This is a genomic window from Zhihengliuella flava (assembly GCF_015751895.1).
GTDB lineage: Bacteria > Actinomycetota > Actinomycetes > Actinomycetales > Micrococcaceae > Zhihengliuella > Zhihengliuella flava.
Genome location: NZ_JADOTZ010000001.1, coordinates 1,337,060 through 1,351,550, shown reverse-complemented (window position 1 = coordinate 1,351,550; position 14,491 = coordinate 1,337,060). Strand labels below are relative to the sequence as shown.

The following is a 14,491-nucleotide window of genomic DNA, read 5'->3' as shown; positions in this document are numbered from 1 at the left end:
TTCCACGCGCACTGAGCCCCGGGTCGGTCCACACGGACGGTCCCGGGGCTCGGCGCGTCCGGCAGCGCGGTCCGTGTCAGACTGCTGGCATGGACGCAACGATCATCGCCACCGTGGTGGCCGGCCTCGCCTTGCTGGTGGCCTGCTTGGGAACGGTGTACCCCATCCTGCCGGGCAGCTGGCTGGCCCTGGGCACCCTGCTCGCTTGGGCGTGGATTCTGGGCTCGCCGGCCTCGTGGACCATGGGGGTGATCGCGATGCTGATCGTGGCCGTCGGCTGGTCCGCCTCCGCCGTCCTGACTGGGCGGAACCTCAAGCAGCAGAGGATTCCCCGCGGCTCCATCCTGACCGCCATCGTCGCCGCGGTGATCGGCATGTTCGTGATCCCCGTGGTGGGTCTGTTCATTGGGTTCGGCGTCGGATTGCTCGGCTCCGAGTACGCGCGGCGGCGGGACCTACGGCAGGCCTTCGCCGCGTCCGGTTCCGCCCTGAAGGCGGCCGGGATCGGCATTCTGATCGAGTTCGGCTGTGCGGCCTTCGCCACGTCCCTGTGGGTGATCGGCGTGATCTGGCACTTCAGCACCGCCTGAGCGGCGGTGTCGTTAGTCGGCGTCGAGCAGCCCGGTGGTGCGGTAGGGGATGAGCTGGCGCAGGAAGAGCGTGGTGGAGGTGCGGGTGATGCCGGGGCACAGGCGGATCTTTTCGCTCACCCGGTACAGGTCGTCCGTGTCCTTCGCGGCGACGCGGAGGCGCAGGTCCGTATCGCCGGCCGGAGCCAGGCATTCGAGGACCTCGTCGATCTCCTCCAGCGCGGACACGGCCTCCAGGAGGCGGGATTGCTCCACCTGCGCGTCCACGGAAGCGTGCACGGGGTAGCCGAGCGCGTCCGGCCGCACGCGGGTGCTGTTGGCGCGCAGGACGCCGGCGGCGGTGAGTTTTTCGAGGCGGGACTGCACCGTGCCGCGGGCCAGGCCCAATTGTTGGGCGAGCATCATGATGGGCACGCGCGGATCATCGTCCAAGGCGGCGATGATGCGGCGGTCCGTCGAATCGAGCTGATGGCTCGCAGAGGTCATGGTGATCCTTACGCGTGGGTATCGACTCCACGCTAGAGCCAGCGGGGGTGATCCGCCGAATGTGTTGCGTCCGCACTTGTTGTCCACACCCGGCCGGCAGAGGTGGATGATGCTGTTTGGGAGCGGTAGATTTTCTTGTATGAGATTTATGCGGCTTGATGACGTGGCGGAGGAGCTGGGCGTCACCGTCTCGCTGGTGCGGAATCTGGTGAAAACGGGGGAGCTGCCGGCGATCCAGGTGGGTGGCCGCGGCATGTGGCGCGTTGAGCGGGAGGACTTTGAGCAGTACATCCAACGCCAGCGGGAGGCCGCGCAGGCGGCCGCGGCCAAGTACCGGGAAGAGAACGACGTCGAACTGGACGCCTAACGCACGATTTGGGGCAGGCGGCGCGGCGGCGCTACTCTATCCTGCAGCGGGGCTTTAGCTCAGTTGGTAGAGCGTTTCGTTCGCAATGAAAAGGTCAGGGGTTCGATTCCCCTAAGCTCCACAATGTGATGAGTCGGGACATAGATCCCAGATGAGTCGCGACATCCGTCACGAAACCCCCGGGCCATCGGCCCGGGGGTTTCGTAGTTCAGAGGAGGTCCCGGTGGGACCGGCTCCCGGCTTGCGCCGCGGCCAGCGGCTGGCATCGCCGCGCAGGGGAGCGCGGCACACCGCAGAACGCGCCAAAGACCGCGCAAGGGGCTGCGTCCTGGCCGAAGCGAGGACGCAGCCCCTGACGCATGGGCCGGGCGGGGTTAGTTCAGTCCCTGCTCGGTGAGCCATTCGGTGGCGATCTCCTCGCTAGAGCGCTGCTCCACGGAGGACTGCACGTTCAGTTCCACCAGGTCCTCCGGCGTGAGCGCGGCGCTGACCGGGTCGATGACGTCCGCGATCTCCTCGGCCACGTCGGCCGAGACCAGCGGCACCACGTTGGAGGCGAGGAACAGCGATTCCGGATCCTCCAAGACCATCAGGTCCTCGGTGGAGATCCGCGGGTCCGCGGTGTACACGTTGGCCACATTGATGGTGCCGGCGAGCAAGTCCTCCACCGTGGTGGGGCCCGTCGCTTCGAAGCCCACCTCGATGCCGTACGTGTCCGCCAGCCCCTGCGGGCCGTACGGGCGCTCGGCCAGCTCCGGTGGGCCGCCGAGCGTCAGCTCCCCGTCCACGGTGGACAGGTCCGCGATGGAGGTCAGGTTGTTCTCCTCGGCAAACGCCGCGGTGACCGTGTAGGAATCCTGATCGGACGCCGTCGACTGCTCAAGGACGGCCAGCGATTCCGGCAGGGCCTCGCCGAGGGCGGCGTAGACGTCCTCCGGGCTGCGGGCCTCCGTGTCCGGCTCATAGTGCTGCAGGAGGTTGCCGGAGTACTCCGGGAACAGGTTGATTTCCCCGCTCTCCACGGACGGCAGGTAGGCGTCCCGCTGGCCGATGGTGAAGTTGCGCTCCACCTCGAAGTCCGCGGCCTCTAGCGCCTGGGCGTAGATCTCCGCGATGACCTCGTTCGAGTAGTAGTCCTGCGAGCCGACCACAATGGCGCCGGATTCGGCGGCCGGCGCGGAGCCCGATTCCTCCTCGAGCGGGTTGCTGGAGGAGCAGCCGGCCAGAGCCAGGGAACCGATGAGGCCGAGGGCGGCCAAGGTGCGGTGAGTGGTGCGTGGCATGATGTTGCCTTTCTGTCAGGTGCGAATCAAGGGAAGTTTTAGGTGCTCACGCGCACGCCACGCGGGACGGAGGCGCGCTGGAGCAGGGCAAAGACGGCGTCGAGCACTAGGGCAAATACGGCCACCAAGATGGCCCCGCCGAGCACCATGTCGAAGCGCCGCAGCGGCAGCCCGGTGATGATGTATTGCCCCAGCCCGCCCAAGTTGACGTAGGCGGCAATGGTGACGGTGGCGACCACCTGCAGCGTGGCCGCGCGCAGGCCCGCCACGAGCAGGGGCAGGCCCAGGGGCACCTCGATCTGCCACAGCAACTGCCACCCGGTCATGCCGGAGGCGCGGCCGGCGTCGAGCACGGTGCGGTCAATCGACTCGAACCCGGAGTAGGCGCCCGCCAAAATCGACGGGATGGCCAGCACCACGAAGGTGATGGTGGCCGCCTCCGGCCGCTGCGTCACGCCCATCACCAGGACCAGCAGCAACAGCAAACCGAAGGAGGGGACCGCGCGCGCCGCCCCGGAGATGGCGACGGCGACGTCCCGCCCGCGCCCGGTGTGCCCGATCCACCAGCCCAGCGGCACGGCCACCAGCGCGGCCACGACCAGCGCCACCACCGTGTACAGGAGGTGTTGGAGCACGGCGTCGGTGATGGTGCCAAACGCGGCGCCCGGGGCGCCGGCGAGGATCCACTGCACCGCATCGAGGATGAGGTTCATGCGGACGCCCCCTTGGCGGCCGTCAGGCGGGTCCACGGCAGCAGCAACCGCCCGGCCGTCACGAGGAGGAGGTCCACGACGACGGCGATGAGCGCCACGGCGCCGAGGCCGGCCAGAATCTCCTCCACGATCCGGCGCTGGAACCCATTGGTGAAGAGGTACCCGAGGTTAGAGACGCCGACGAGGATGCCCACCGTGGCCAGGGCAATGGTGCTCACCGAGGCGACCCGCACACCCGCGAGGATCACCGGCCCGGCCAGCGGGAAGTCCACGGCGATCAGCCGGCGCAGCGGACCGTAGCCCATGGCGTTGGCGGCCAGGCGGGTCTCCGCGTCCACCGAATCCAGCCCGTCCACCACCGCGCGCACCAGCAGCGCCAACCCGTAGAGCGTCAGCGCGATGATCAGGTTCACTTCGCTGAGCGCGCTGATGCCCAACAGCGTGGGCAGCACGAACAGCAGCGCGAGCGAGGGGATCGTGTAGAGCAGGCCGGTGCCGGAGACGATCAGCCCCCGCACCGCCGTGAACCGCCAGGCCAGCCAGCCCAGCGGCAGGGACAACACGAACGCCAACAGCAGGGGCACCACGCTGTGCCGCACGTGCACGAGGGCCAGCTCACCGATCAGCGGCAGATTATTCAGGGTCCAGCTCATGCCGAGGATGCCCCCTGTTCCTGCGGCTCGTGCAGGCGGCCCTGCGTGCGCCCCTGGCCGTCGACCACCACGGTGCCGTGCGGGGTGTCCTTCAGGTGTAGCGCGCGGCGGCCCCGCTCGGCGCCGATGAACCGGGCGACGAAGTCAGAGGCCGGGTTTTCGATGATCTCGCTGGGGCTGCCGACTTGGGCGACGCGGGCGTGCTTTTCGAGGATCACCACCTGGTCGCCGAGCAGGAACGCCTCATCGATGTCGTGGGTAACAAACACGATGGTCTTGTGGAATTCGCGCTGCAGCCGGATGATTTCTTGCTGCAGCTCCGCGCGCACAATCGGGTCCACGGCGCCGAACGGCTCATCCATCAACAAGATGTTCGGATCCGCGGCCAACCCGCGGGCCACGCCCACGCGCTGCTGCTGGCCTCCGGAGAGCTGGCTGGGGTACCGGTCCGCTAGCGCACGGTCCAGCCCGACGACGTCGAGCAGTTCTTCCGCCCGCGCCCGCGCGGCCTTCTTGGAGGTGCCGGTCAGGTGTAAGACGGTGGCGATGTTCCCGGCCACGCTGACGTGGGGGAGCAGCCCGCCGCTCTGCATGATGTACCCAATGCCGCGGCGCAGGGCCACGGGGTCCCGGCCCTGAACGTCCTCGCCGTCGATCTCCACCACCCCGTCCGTGGGGTCCACCATGCGGTTGATCATCCGCAGCAACGTGGTCTTCCCGGAGCCGGAGGAGCCCACAAAGACCGTGGTCTTCCGGGCGGGCAGGGTGAGGCTGAAGCGCTCCACGGCCGTCGTCCCGTCCGGGTACTGCTTGGCAATGTCACGGAACTCGATCACGGATCGCTCCCTTGAGTGGTGGCGGTAGGTTGAGTCGGGCCTTTGACGTGCGGTTATGGGCAGTCTACGGGTGCGCGTAGGTTTCGAGGAGCCGCAGCCAGATTTCGCTCATCGTCGGGTAGGCCGGAACCGCGTGCCACAGCCGGTCGAGGCCCACCTCGCCGACGATGGCGATCGTGGCCGCGTGGACCAGCTCGGCGACGTCCTGACCCACGAACGTCGCACCGACCACCACGCGCCGGTCCTCGTCCACCACCAACCGGGCCTGGCCCGTGTAATCATCCGCGTGCAGGCTGGCGCCCGCGACCTGCCCGAGGTCGACGTCGACGGCGCGGACGCGCAGTCCGCGCTCGCGCGCCTCGGCTGCGGTCAGTCCGACGGCGGCGACCTCCGGATCCGTAAAAATCACCCGCGGCACCGCCGTGTGGTCCGCGGTGGCCACGTGCGCGCCCCACGGCTCGTCGGCTGCCGGCGCGCCCCGCAACCGCGCGGCGATCGCCGCCCCCGCGGCGCGGGCCTGATACTTGCCCTGGTGGGTCAGCGGGGCCCGGCCATTGACGTCCCCGACGGCGTACAGCCAGTCGGTGCCGGTCACGAGCATGGAGTCCTCCACCGTGAAGTCCTCGCCGACACCGGCCGTCTCCAACCCGACGTCATCGAGCGCGGGGCGCCGCCCGGTGGCCACGAGCACCTCGTCCGCGGTGATCTCCTCGCCGCTGTCCAGCCGGGCCGTCACCGTGCCGTCCGCGGCGCGGTCGACCCGCGACGTCGTCGTTCCCGTGCGCACGTCCACTCCCTCGCCGGTCAGCCCGGCGGCCACGCGCTCGCCCGCGAACGATTCCTCCCGCTCCACCAGGCCACCGCGGGCCAGCAGCGTGACGTGAGAGCCGAGGGAGGCCCACGCGAAGGCCAGTTCACAGCCGGCCACGCCGCCGCCGATCACGATCAGGCGCGGCGGCACCGTGTCCGCCGACGTCGCCTCCCGGGTACCCCACGGGGCCGCCTCAGCCAGCCCGGCGATGGGCGGCAGGACGGGAACGGAGCCGGTGGCCAGCGCCACGGCGTGCGCCGTCAGGGTGTCCGTGCCCACCTGCACCCGGCCCCGCCCGGAGAGCCGGGCGTGCCCCCGCAGTAGCGTGATGCCTGCCGAGTCCACCCAGTCCGCCTGCCCGGAGTCGTCCCACCCGCTGGTGAAGGAGGTGCGCCGGCTCAGCACGGCGTCGGCATCGAGCTCCCCGGTGATGGCCGCGCGGGCACCACCGACCCGCCAGGCCGCGCGCACGGCATGGCCGGAGCGGAGCAGGGCCTTAGAGGGCATGCAGGCCCAGTAGGAACACTCCCCGCCCACCAGATCGGATTCGACGAGCGCCACGCGGGCGCCTCCTCGGGTGGCGTAATCGGCGATGTTCTCACCGACGGCGCCGCCGCCGATCACGATCAGGTCGAAGTCAGGTTCGTGCTGCGAGGTGGGGGTCATGCCGCCTCCTTTCGCGTTCATCCTGCTGAGGGCCGGTGGCTGAGTCGGTGGAGCGGGGCGTGGGCCCAGACTAGCGCAGCCGGCCGCCGGGGCAACGGGATGATGACCTCGCCCTCGTCCCTGCCCCATCGCCCTCGCGCGCTGGGCGCGGGCGATTAGACTGGTGCGGTGCTGAAATGGGTGCTGCTCGCCACCGCGGTGGCGGCCGAGGTCACCGCCACGCTCTGCCTGAAGGCGGCGCTCGACCAGCCGCTCTTCTACGCGGTGGTGGCGGCCGGCTATGCGGCCGCGTTTGGCCTGCTGGGCCGGGTTCTGCGCGCCGGCATGCCGCTCGGCGTGGCCTACGGGATCTGGAGTGCGGCCGGGGTGGTCCTGACCGCTGTCGCTTCTTGGCTGATCTACGGCGAGCCCATCACCCCGCTCATGGCGTGCGGCTTCGCCCTGGTCATCGGCGGGGTGCTCCTCGTGGAAATCGGCCACCAGCGCTCCCTCCCGAACGCCGGCGTGCTGCCGTACGACGATCAGGGGGCGAGCACCCGATGACGATCAGCCTGATGGCCTGGGCGGTGCTGGCGATCGCCGTGCTCGCGGAGATCGGTGGCACCCTGTCCCTGCGCGCGGCCACGGGCGGTAGCCGGTGGTGGTACGCCTCGGTCGGTGCCTGCTACGTCACCGCCTTCACCTTGCTGAGTGTGGCGCTCGCCGAGGGCATGCCGCTCGGGATCGCCTATGGCGTGTGGGCCGCATCCGGGGTGGCGCTGACCGCCGTGCTCGGCCGCTTGATCTTCAAGGAGCCGCTCTCTCCCATGATGTTGCTCGGGATCGTGATGATCTGCGGCGGCGTCCTGCTCATCGAACAGGGCGCCGCCCACTAGACCCGGCTCACGCCAAGACGGTCGCGAGCGCGGCGTGGGGCGAGGAGCCGGCACGCACCTGAGCCAGCCACGGCGTCCACTCCTCGGCGCAGAGCCGGAAAGCGAGCGGCCCGTGATTGGCCGCGGGCCAGCGTTCAAACAAGTGACGGTGCCGGCCTGGGGCGAGCTGACCGTGTTCGAACGCCTCCGCGATGACCTGGGCCAGCACATAGAACTGCAGCGGCGTGAAACCTGCCGCGCTGAGCTGCCGAGCGTTGCGCGCCCAGCTGGAGGGCACAGCACGCCCGCTCGTCGGGTCCACGCCCCGTGCGGTGGGCGTCGCGGCGCCGCAGTTCTGCGGCGACGGTGGATGCGCGCTGAAGTAGCGCACCCATAAGGGGCGCTCGGACTCCGCGATCTCTCCCCACTCGGGGCGCGCAGCGAGCGCGAGGCGTGGATCGGCGTCGGCCAAGAGGACGGTCATGGGGTGTTCCTTTCCGCAGCCCAGAACCGGCCCCCCGGGCGCAGCGCCTCTGGGGCGCGTGGCGCGCAGGAGCGCGTTTTTCTGGACGAACATCGACTTGCCCGCGGGACGTTCCGCGCGGGCCGGTTCTTCCCCTGGGGCACCCCACTCGATGGAGAGGGTTGCCGCACAGCCGGCCAGGTACCGACAGCTGTGACTCGTGAACCTGCCCCCAGATTAGCACTGCCCCCGGCGCGCCAGCTCGATAGGGTGGGCGGGTGCCTATCCCAGACTTCATCGTGAACCTCCGCCGCAGCATTGGACACGCACCGCTGTGGCTCTCCGGCGCGACCGCCGTGGTGCTCCGCGCCCCGGCCGCCCAGGGCGCCGCCGAGCAGGTCCTGCTGGTCCGCCGCGCGGACAACGGCCACTGGACGCCGATCACCGGCGTGGTGGATCCAGGGGAACACCCCGCGAGTACCGCCGTGCGGGAGACGCTGGAGGAGGCTGGCGTGGAGACCGAGGTGGAATCCTTGGCCTGGGTCAGTGTGTCGGCGCCGATGGTGCACGCCAACGGGGACCAGGCGCAGTATCTGGACCACACGTTCCGGTGCCGCTACGTAGGCGGCGAACCGCACCCGGCGGACGACGAATCCACGGCGGCCGCATTCTTTGCTCTCGACGACCTGCCGCCGATGACCGATCACATGCGCGAGCGCATCCGCACCGCCGTGGAACACACCGGGACGACCCGGCTCGACTAGGCCGCGCTAGCGGGCCAGACGCCGCTACTGCCGCGCCGGTGACTGTCCACCAAGTGCGTGTCCACGATGCCGATGGCCTCCATGAGCGCGAACATGGTGGTGGGCCCCACAAACTTGAAGCCGCGCTTCTTCAGCGCCTTCGCCAGTGCGACCGACTCGGCCGACGTCGTGGGAACGTCCGCCATCGTGCGCGGCGCAGGCGTGGACTCCGGCTGGAAGGACCACACGAACGCGCCCAAATCCCCGGCGTCGGGGTCCGCGCGGAGGTTCAGCGTGGCCTGCGCGTTGGCGATGGCCGCGAGAATCTTGGCCCGATTCCGGATGATTCCGGTGTCCTGCATGAGGCGCTCCACCTCGGCCTGGCCGAACGTGGCCACGGCCTCCGGGTCAAAGCCGGCGAAGGCCGCGCGGAATGCCTCCCGCTTACGCAGCACGGTGGCCCAGGACAGGCCGGATTGGAAGGCCTCGAGGGTCAGCCGTTCATACACGCCGGCCTCGTCCCGTACCGGCAGGCCCCACTCGCCGTCGTAATACTCACGCATGAGGGCATCGCTGGATGCCCACGCTGGCCGGGCGAGGCCGTCCTCGCCGATGATGACCCCCTGATCTGCCATGCCTACCCTCTCTCCGATGCTGGTGGTACCGCCCCGCGCCGGCGCGGCAGCGCTGTTTCTGTGCCGGTGCCGGCACGTGATGATGGCCGCAATTCTGCCGGATAGGGAATAGTCTGCACAGCATCCGGCGCTGTGGTGGTGGACAAGAACGCCGGTTTCTAGCCCTGTGAACAACCAGTGGATTGACCAAATCATGAGACATCAGCGCCCACTCTTGGCGTGGGTACGGTTCCATGGGAGAGAATAGGGCAGACGCCGTCGTCGTACTGATTTTTCAACTCCCCCTATGTATCGGGAAGGTTTGATGACCCAACACCAGGGCACGGCTGCGGCCGGTTCGACGCTCCTCGAGGGGCGTAAGCTCCTCTTCGCCGTGGTGGCGCTTGCCATGGGCGGTTTTGGCATCGGCACCACCGAGTTCACCATCATGGGGTTGCTGCAGGAGGGCGCCCTAGATCTGGGCGTGAGCCACGCAGAGATGGGCCTGCTCATTTCGGCCTACGCGCTCGGCGTGGTGGTCGGTGCGCCCATCCTCACCGCGCTAGGCGCCCGCGTGCCCAAGCGCACCATGGTGCTGGGGCTCATGGTCTTCTTCACGCTGGCCAACGCCTCCTCCTTCCTGGCCCCCACGTATGAGTCCATGTTGGTCACCCGCTTCCTCTCCGGGCTGCCCCATGGCGCGTACTTCGGGCTGGCCGCCATCCTCGCCGGCACCTTGGTGCCGCCCACCAAGCGCGGCATGGCGATCGCGTGGATCATGCTGGGGTTGGCCGTGGCCAACGTGGTCGGCGTGCCGGCCTTCACCTGGCTGGGCCAGGCGGTGGGCTGGCGGTCCATGTTCCTGGCCGTCGCCGTGATCGGCGTGCTGACGATCGTGTCCATCCTGGCCTTCGTGCCCTACGCCCCGGCCCACGCAGAGGCGAGTATCCGGCGGGAGCTCACGGCGCTGAAAAGCGCTTCGGTCTGGCTCGCACTCTTCACCGGAATCGTCGGTTTCGGCGGCTTCTTCGCCGTCTACTCCTACATCAGCCCCATCCTGACCGACGTCACGGGCCTGCCGATCGAGGTGGTCCCGCTGGTGCTGGGCCTTTATGGCCTCGGCATGGTGGTCGGCAACTTGGTGGGTGGCCGCCTGGCGGACTGGTCCGTGCTCGGCAGCATTTACATTTCCATGGTCTCTTTGATCATCACCATGGTGCTCTTCGGCCTGGTGTCCTCGGTGCCGTGGCTGACCCTGGTGTTCGTGTTCATTATGGGCGGCGTTGGATCCCTGCTGGCACCGGGGCTGCAGTCCCTCCTCATGGATTCGGCGCCGAAGGCCCAGTCCTTGGCCGCCTCGCTGAACCACTCGGCGCTGAACATCGCCAACGCCATTGGCGCGGCACTCGGCGGCGCCGTGATCTCCCTAGGCTGGGGCTACGAATCCACGGCCTACGTCGGGGCGCTCCTCGCCGTCGCCGGCCTGGTGCTCGCGCTGATCTCGGGGTTGTGGCATCGGCGTAAGGCGCGCCGCCGCGTCGCGGCGGAATTGGCCAGTACGACGCCGTCGCACCAGCCCGTCTCATGACTCACCCGCCGCGGCGGTAGATTGACGCGAGCGGGCGATGGGGTGCCGACTGCTTGAGTCGGCACCCCACCGCCCGCTCTGTTGCGCCGGCTTAGCTCGCCGTGGCGGTGATGTTGACCATCCACGCCACGCCAAACTTGTCGATCAGCTGGCCGAATTTGTCCCCCCACGGGGCCGTTTCCAGCGGCAGTACCACGGTGCCGCCGTCCTGGAGCTTCTCCCACCAGGATTCCAGCGTCGCGGCGTCTGCGGTGCTGTCCCCGCTGGAGGACAGGGATACGGTGCCGAACCCGTTCCCGTCCATCCCTTCCGGAAGGTCGGAGGCCATGAGGTGGACGCCGCGGTCCACGTAGAGGGAGCCGTGCATGATCTGGCCCCCGGCGTCGCCCGCCGCGTCGGCGCCCATGCCTTCGGCGTAGGTCATCATGCCCAGCTCGCCACCCAAGGCGGCGTGATAAAACTCCAGCGCTTCTTTGGCATTGCCGGAGAACTGTAGGTAGGGGGTAAGTCCAATCGTCATGAGGGGTGCCTTTCGCGCAGGTGGGGCGAGGGCGGGTCACCCTCGAGCTTATTGTTGCGCGCTCGCGCCCTGAGCGGAACCCTTATCGCCAGGCTCGGCCTCGACCGCGCCCTCCGGTACCCCAGCCGCGGCGGGACGAGGATCCTTTTCCAGCATGTGGGCGGGGACCTCGGCGTCGGGATTGGAGGAGATGAGCGCGTTGATCCAGCGCGCGGACGGGTCCGCGTCGATCAGCAGCGCCTTGAGCAGCAACGTCGCCGGCAGCGCCAACAGCGCACCCAGCCAGCCGAGAACCCAGTACCAGAACATGAGGGAGAGGAAGGAGATCATCGGCGTCACGCCCACGGACTGGCCGGTGAACTTCGGCTGGATGATGGCCTGAACCGTGAAGTTTAACAGGGAGTAGGTGATCAGCACCGCGATCGCCGGGCCGGGTCCGGAGTCCAGCAGCGCCAGCAGGGCCGGCGGGACGAGCCCGATCACAAATCCGATGTTGGGAATGTAGTTGGTCAGGAACGCCAGCACGCCCCACACCCACACCAGCGGCACGTCGATCAGGGTCAACGCGAAGACGTCCAGTAGGGCCACAATTAGGCCGAACACGGTAGTGACCACCCAGTAGCGCCGGACCCCCTGGGCAAAGCTGGTCAGGGCCGTGTGCATGCGGGGGCGAGCGCGCATCACCATGTCGAGGCGGCGGGGGAATCCCGCCGAATCCATCGCGAGGAAGAACACCGCCATCACCAGCGTGGCCAGTACGGAGAGGACCGCGGTGACGTTGGTGATCAGCGGGGTGAGCAGGCTGAGGATGCTCCCGGCGCCGACGCCGCGGAACTGATCCAGGATCATGGTTTGGCTGATGCCCAGCTGGGACAGCCCCGCCGAAATATCCACCCACAGCTCATTGAACTCGCGGTTGTATTCCGGCAGCTCCCGCAACAGCTCGCCCACCGCCCAGCCGGTGGATCCGAAGAAGAGGATCACCAGCGCGAGGACCGCGATCAGGGTGGCCGCGGCGGCCAAATAGCGCGGCACGCGGCGGGCCACGAGGGCGCGCTGGATGGGGAAGGCCACGATCATGAGGTTCAAGCCGAGGAAGATCGGGGCCACGATGTCCCGGGCGCCCTGGACGAAGTACATCAGCAAGGCGATGCCCGTGATAGTGACGGCGATCAGCGCGATGCGCGGCCACATGGTGCGTGCCGTGTGCTCCGCGGCATCGGGCACGACGGCGGCCCCCGGGGTGCCGCTGGCAGCGGCGCCCTCCGCGGCGGGGCTAGAAGCGGCAGAATCACCAGTCATGCTTGTCAGTCTAATGACGTGCCCCGGCACAATGGGGTCAGGTAACGCCCTGATTTTCGGCCGGGTGTTGAGTGTGCGGCCGGCTGGAGGCGCCGTCGTGGCTAGGGTCGGCCGCCGCGGATGAGCGATTAGGTGTTGCGCGCGGCCGTCCGGTATAGTCTTTATCCGGTTCACCGCTTCGCGGCGGAGAATCAACCTGCGGGGGTATGGCGCAGTTGGTAGCGCGTCTGCATGGCATGCAGAAGGTCAGGGGTTCGAATCCCCTTACCTCCACCAATGTGATGAGTCGGGACATATGTCTCAGATGAGTCGCGACATATGTCACTGGGAACCCCCGGGCCATCGGCCCGGGGGTTTTCTTGTGTTGCGCCAGTAGTTGCGGTTCGGGTCGATGGTGTTGGTGGCGAGGATTTCGCCGGTTTCGAGCGCGGTGACGGTGACGGTGGTGTCGTCGATGATGGCGAGGATTCGCGTGCCTCGGTGTTGGGCTCCGATGTGCAGGTGGTGGAGCTTGCTGGCGCGGCGGAGTGTGATGCGTCCTGCTTGATCGACTCGGTCGTAGCGGATCCGGTAGTGGTTTTGTTCCCGGGCGGTGGCTGGGAGTGCTTTGGGTGTGGCTGCGTAGGCTTTGGCGGGTGTAGTTCGGTCCAGTGAGCGGTGGGGTCGGCTGTTGTTGTAGTACTCCCGGAAGCGATCAAGAAGTTCTTGGAGGACAGCTAAGGTCGGTGGTTGCGGCTGTTTGGCGAGCCAGCGTTTGAGGGTTTGCTGGAAGCGTTCGACCTTTCCCTGCGTCTGTGGGTGCCAGGGAGATCCGTTCTTTTGGGTGACTCCGAGCGTTGGTAGGAGATATTCGAAGGCGTTGCGTCCGCCGCCGAATCGTGCGGTGTATACGCGGCCGTTGTCGGTCAGCGTGGAGGCGGGACACCCGTGCTGCTCGATGGCGGTGAGGAACGTGTTCACGACGGTATCGCCGGTGACGGGTTGGTGCGCGGTGCAGGAGATGAGGTAGCGGGAGTGGTCATCAAGCCAGGTGAGGATCTCAACGTCGGTGCCGTCGGCGAGGCGGGCATGGGTGAAGTCTGACTGCCAGGTCTCGTTTGGCTGGTCGGCTTCGAAGCGTAGGTAGGAACTTTTGGGGCGTTTACGTGGTTCCGGGGTGATCAGGCCGGCTTCGTGCAGGGTGCGACGGATCATCGAGGTGGACGGGACGTGAAGCCCCTGTTCGGCGAGATGCCATGCAATGGTCACCGGGCCAGCGTCATGTCCCTCGGCGGTGAGCTGGCGGCGTAGTTCCACGATTCGCGCGCGCAGTTTCGGTGGGGTTTGTCGTGAGTTTGAGCGCGGGCGCCTCGAGCCAGGCTCAAGCCCGTCTAGGCCTTTTTCCCGGTACCGGGCCAGAAGCCGGTGCAAGTGCCGACGTGAGTAGCCGTAGGTATCGGCCGCTGCGGTGACAGACAGCTCTCCATTAATGACTTTCAAGACCGCTACACGTGACTGAGTCATGCCACAGACTGTGACGCATGACGCGACTCACCAGAGACCTATCAACTGGGACGTATGTCGTCAACCCAGACAGTTTCTGTGCCCCTGTGATGTGCCAGTCAGATCGACGTCGCAGCCCGCAGTGCTGAGCCTGGTTGCGAGTGCCTGGCGGCTGGCCGCAGAGTTGCCCAGTCGGCTCGAATGACGACCGGCCACATCGCTGAACGGACGCACTTGTCCGACCTCGACGAGCATCGTGCGCTTTGTATCTCGGCCGAGCGGCATCCCTGCTTCGAAGAGAACATTAGGCCGAGCTTGCGCGGAAGGCTGGATCTCGACATCACCATTACCGTGGCCGTAGCGCGGTTGCAGACGTGCGACCTCGTCTGGGGTCACGAGCACGATGATGGCTGGGGCGTGCGTGAACGCAGCGTCGAGCACCTGTCCGATGTACGGCAAGCTCTCGCCTCTTAGTCCGACGGTGGTCGTTCACTGCATTGGCGACAGGTTGATACCGCGG

Annotated in this window: 18 protein-coding genes, 2 tRNA genes and 1 riboswitch; of the genes, 8 read left to right on the top strand and 12 right to left on the bottom strand. The window is 67.9% G+C overall.

From position 1 onward, the window contains the following. Positions 1-89: 89 nt before the first annotated feature. Complete coding sequence (locus IW252_RS06240) at positions 90-590, top strand: DUF456 domain-containing protein (RefSeq protein WP_196835769.1); 501 nt, start codon at positions 90-92, stop codon at positions 588-590. Between the two features lie 12 nt (positions 591-602). On the opposite strand, the gene IW252_RS06235 is transcribed toward IW252_RS06240, so the two are convergent. Beyond that, positions 603-1,076, bottom strand: a complete 474-nt coding sequence (locus tag IW252_RS06235; RefSeq protein WP_196835768.1) for an Lrp/AsnC family transcriptional regulator — start codon at positions 1,074-1,076, stop codon at positions 603-605. 139 nt (positions 1,077-1,215) lie between these two features. On the opposite strand from IW252_RS06235, the gene IW252_RS06230 reads away from it, so the two are divergent. Next, positions 1,216-1,443 carry a helix-turn-helix domain-containing protein gene (locus IW252_RS06230; protein WP_231365932.1) on the top strand — a complete coding sequence of 76 codons (228 nt, stop codon included), beginning with the start codon at positions 1,216-1,218 and terminating at the stop codon, positions 1,441-1,443. A 48-nt stretch (positions 1,444-1,491) separates the two neighbouring features. Further along, positions 1,492-1,564, top strand: a tRNA-Ala gene (locus IW252_RS06225). Between the two features lie 253 nt (positions 1,565-1,817). On the opposite strand, the gene IW252_RS06220 is transcribed toward IW252_RS06225, so the two are convergent. From IW252_RS06220 to IW252_RS06200, 5 genes are all read right to left on the bottom strand, one after another. Then, a complete protein-coding gene (locus IW252_RS06220) occupies positions 1,818-2,726 on the bottom strand; it encodes an ABC transporter substrate-binding protein (RefSeq protein ID WP_196835767.1) in 909 nt (302 codons plus the stop codon). 38 nt (positions 2,727-2,764) lie between these two features. Beyond that, positions 2,765-3,439 (bottom strand): ABC transporter permease, encoded by a 675-nt coding sequence (locus tag IW252_RS06215; RefSeq protein ID WP_196835766.1) that lies wholly within the window; start codon positions 3,437-3,439, stop codon positions 2,765-2,767. Continuing rightward, entirely contained in the window at positions 3,436-4,092 is a 657-nt protein-coding gene (locus IW252_RS06210) for an ABC transporter permease (protein WP_196835765.1), read from the bottom strand. Before IW252_RS06210 ends, IW252_RS06215 begins: the two co-directional genes overlap by 4 nt. Then, the gene (locus IW252_RS06205; protein WP_196835764.1) at positions 4,089-4,928 is read right to left on the bottom strand and encodes an ABC transporter ATP-binding protein; all 840 of its coding nucleotides are present in this window, start codon (positions 4,926-4,928) and stop codon (positions 4,089-4,091) included. The genes IW252_RS06210 and IW252_RS06205 overlap by 4 nt, the downstream gene beginning before the upstream one ends. A 64-nt stretch (positions 4,929-4,992) precedes the next feature. Further along, on the bottom strand, positions 4,993-6,405 hold the full coding sequence (locus tag IW252_RS06200; RefSeq protein WP_196835763.1) for a dihydrolipoyl dehydrogenase family protein: 1,413 nt from the start codon (positions 6,403-6,405) through the stop codon (positions 4,993-4,995). 168 nt (positions 6,406-6,573) lie between these two features. Between IW252_RS06200 and IW252_RS06195 the strand changes: the two genes are divergently transcribed. Then, a complete protein-coding gene (locus IW252_RS06195) occupies positions 6,574-6,948 on the top strand; it encodes a DMT family transporter (RefSeq protein WP_331271462.1) in 375 nt (124 codons plus the stop codon). Positions 6,949-6,959: 11 nt separating this feature from the next. Further along, positions 6,960-7,280 carry a DMT family transporter gene (locus tag IW252_RS06190; RefSeq protein WP_196837143.1) on the top strand — a complete coding sequence of 107 codons (321 nt, stop codon included), beginning with the start codon at positions 6,960-6,962 and terminating at the stop codon, positions 7,278-7,280. A gap of 7 nt (positions 7,281-7,287) precedes the next feature. On the opposite strand, the gene IW252_RS06185 is transcribed toward IW252_RS06190, so the two are convergent. Continuing rightward, positions 7,288-7,743, bottom strand: a complete 456-nt coding sequence (locus tag IW252_RS06185; protein WP_196835762.1) for a hypothetical protein — start codon at positions 7,741-7,743, stop codon at positions 7,288-7,290. Between the two features lie 88 nt (positions 7,744-7,831). Continuing rightward, a riboswitch (SAM riboswitch) is annotated at positions 7,832-7,948 on the bottom strand. 52 nt (positions 7,949-8,000) lie between these two features. On the opposite strand from IW252_RS06185, the gene IW252_RS06180 reads away from it, so the two are divergent. Beyond that, the gene (locus tag IW252_RS06180; RefSeq protein ID WP_196835761.1) at positions 8,001-8,486 is read left to right on the top strand and encodes an NUDIX hydrolase; all 486 of its coding nucleotides are present in this window, start codon (positions 8,001-8,003) and stop codon (positions 8,484-8,486) included. On the opposite strand, the gene IW252_RS06175 is transcribed toward IW252_RS06180, so the two are convergent. After that, positions 8,483-9,100, bottom strand: coding sequence for a DNA-3-methyladenine glycosylase I (locus IW252_RS06175; protein WP_196835760.1), 618 nt, complete (start codon positions 9,098-9,100; stop codon positions 8,483-8,485). The genes IW252_RS06180 and IW252_RS06175 overlap by 4 nt on opposite strands. A 304-nt stretch (positions 9,101-9,404) precedes the next feature. Here IW252_RS06175 and IW252_RS06170 point away from each other — a divergent pair, with 304 nt between their 5' ends. Continuing rightward, positions 9,405-10,667 (top strand): MFS transporter, encoded by a 1,263-nt coding sequence (locus IW252_RS06170; RefSeq protein WP_196835759.1) that lies wholly within the window; start codon positions 9,405-9,407, stop codon positions 10,665-10,667. 91 nt (positions 10,668-10,758) lie between these two features. Here the strand turns inward: IW252_RS06170 and IW252_RS06165 are convergent, their stop codons facing one another. Continuing rightward, the gene (locus IW252_RS06165; RefSeq protein WP_196835758.1) at positions 10,759-11,187 is read right to left on the bottom strand and encodes a VOC family protein; all 429 of its coding nucleotides are present in this window, start codon (positions 11,185-11,187) and stop codon (positions 10,759-10,761) included. Between the two features lie 48 nt (positions 11,188-11,235). Then, positions 11,236-12,489: an AI-2E family transporter gene (locus IW252_RS06160; protein WP_196835757.1), complete on the bottom strand. Its 1,254-nt coding sequence runs from the start codon at positions 12,487-12,489 to the stop codon at positions 11,236-11,238. Positions 12,490-12,689: 200 nt separating this feature from the next. Here IW252_RS06160 and IW252_RS06155 point away from each other — a divergent pair. Continuing rightward, a tRNA-Ala gene (locus IW252_RS06155) sits at positions 12,690-12,765 on the top strand. Positions 12,766-12,810: 45 nt separating this feature from the next. On the opposite strand, the gene IW252_RS06150 is transcribed toward IW252_RS06155, so the two are convergent. Both IW252_RS06150 and IW252_RS13780 read right to left on the bottom strand, forming a co-directional pair. Then, positions 12,811-13,992 (bottom strand): IS481 family transposase, encoded by a 1,182-nt coding sequence (locus tag IW252_RS06150; RefSeq protein WP_196835756.1) that lies wholly within the window; start codon positions 13,990-13,992, stop codon positions 12,811-12,813. A 60-nt stretch (positions 13,993-14,052) separates the two neighbouring features. Continuing rightward, positions 14,053-14,367 (bottom strand): TIR domain-containing protein, encoded by a 315-nt coding sequence (locus IW252_RS13780; protein WP_408065783.1) that lies wholly within the window; start codon positions 14,365-14,367, stop codon positions 14,053-14,055. Between the last annotated feature and the right edge of the window lie 124 nt (positions 14,368-14,491).

Coding starts and splice junctions, on each gene's coding strand:
- IW252_RS06165 (WP_196835758.1), bottom strand. CDS start 11,187: ATGACGATTGGACTTACCCCCTACCTACAGTTCTCCGGCAATGCCAAA.
- IW252_RS06230 (WP_231365932.1), top strand. CDS start 1,216: ATGAGATTTATGCGGCTTGATGACGTGGCGGAGGAGCTGGGCGTCACC.
- IW252_RS06170 (WP_196835759.1), top strand. CDS start 9,405: ATGACCCAACACCAGGGCACGGCTGCGGCCGGTTCGACGCTCCTCGAG.
- IW252_RS06160 (WP_196835757.1), bottom strand. CDS start 12,489: ATGACTGGTGATTCTGCCGCTTCTAGCCCCGCCGCGGAGGGCGCCGCT.
- IW252_RS06185 (WP_196835762.1), bottom strand. CDS start 7,743: ATGACCGTCCTCTTGGCCGACGCCGATCCACGCCTCGCGCTCGCTGCG.
- IW252_RS06175 (WP_196835760.1), bottom strand. CDS start 9,100: ATGGCAGATCAGGGGGTCATCATCGGCGAGGACGGCCTCGCCCGGCCA.
- IW252_RS06215 (WP_196835766.1), bottom strand. CDS start 3,439: ATGAACCTCATCCTCGATGCGGTGCAGTGGATCCTCGCCGGCGCCCCG.
- IW252_RS06210 (WP_196835765.1), bottom strand. CDS start 4,092: ATGAGCTGGACCCTGAATAATCTGCCGCTGATCGGTGAGCTGGCCCTC.
- IW252_RS06240 (WP_196835769.1), top strand. CDS start 90: ATGGACGCAACGATCATCGCCACCGTGGTGGCCGGCCTCGCCTTGCTG.
- IW252_RS06220 (WP_196835767.1), bottom strand. CDS start 2,726: ATGCCACGCACCACTCACCGCACCTTGGCCGCCCTCGGCCTCATCGGT.
- IW252_RS06190 (WP_196837143.1), top strand. CDS start 6,960: ATGGCCTGGGCGGTGCTGGCGATCGCCGTGCTCGCGGAGATCGGTGGC.
- IW252_RS06150 (WP_196835756.1), bottom strand. CDS start 13,992: ATGACTCAGTCACGTGTAGCGGTCTTGAAAGTCATTAATGGAGAGCTG.
- IW252_RS06200 (WP_196835763.1), bottom strand. CDS start 6,405: ATGACCCCCACCTCGCAGCACGAACCTGACTTCGACCTGATCGTGATC.
- IW252_RS06235 (WP_196835768.1), bottom strand. CDS start 1,076: ATGACCTCTGCGAGCCATCAGCTCGATTCGACGGACCGCCGCATCATC.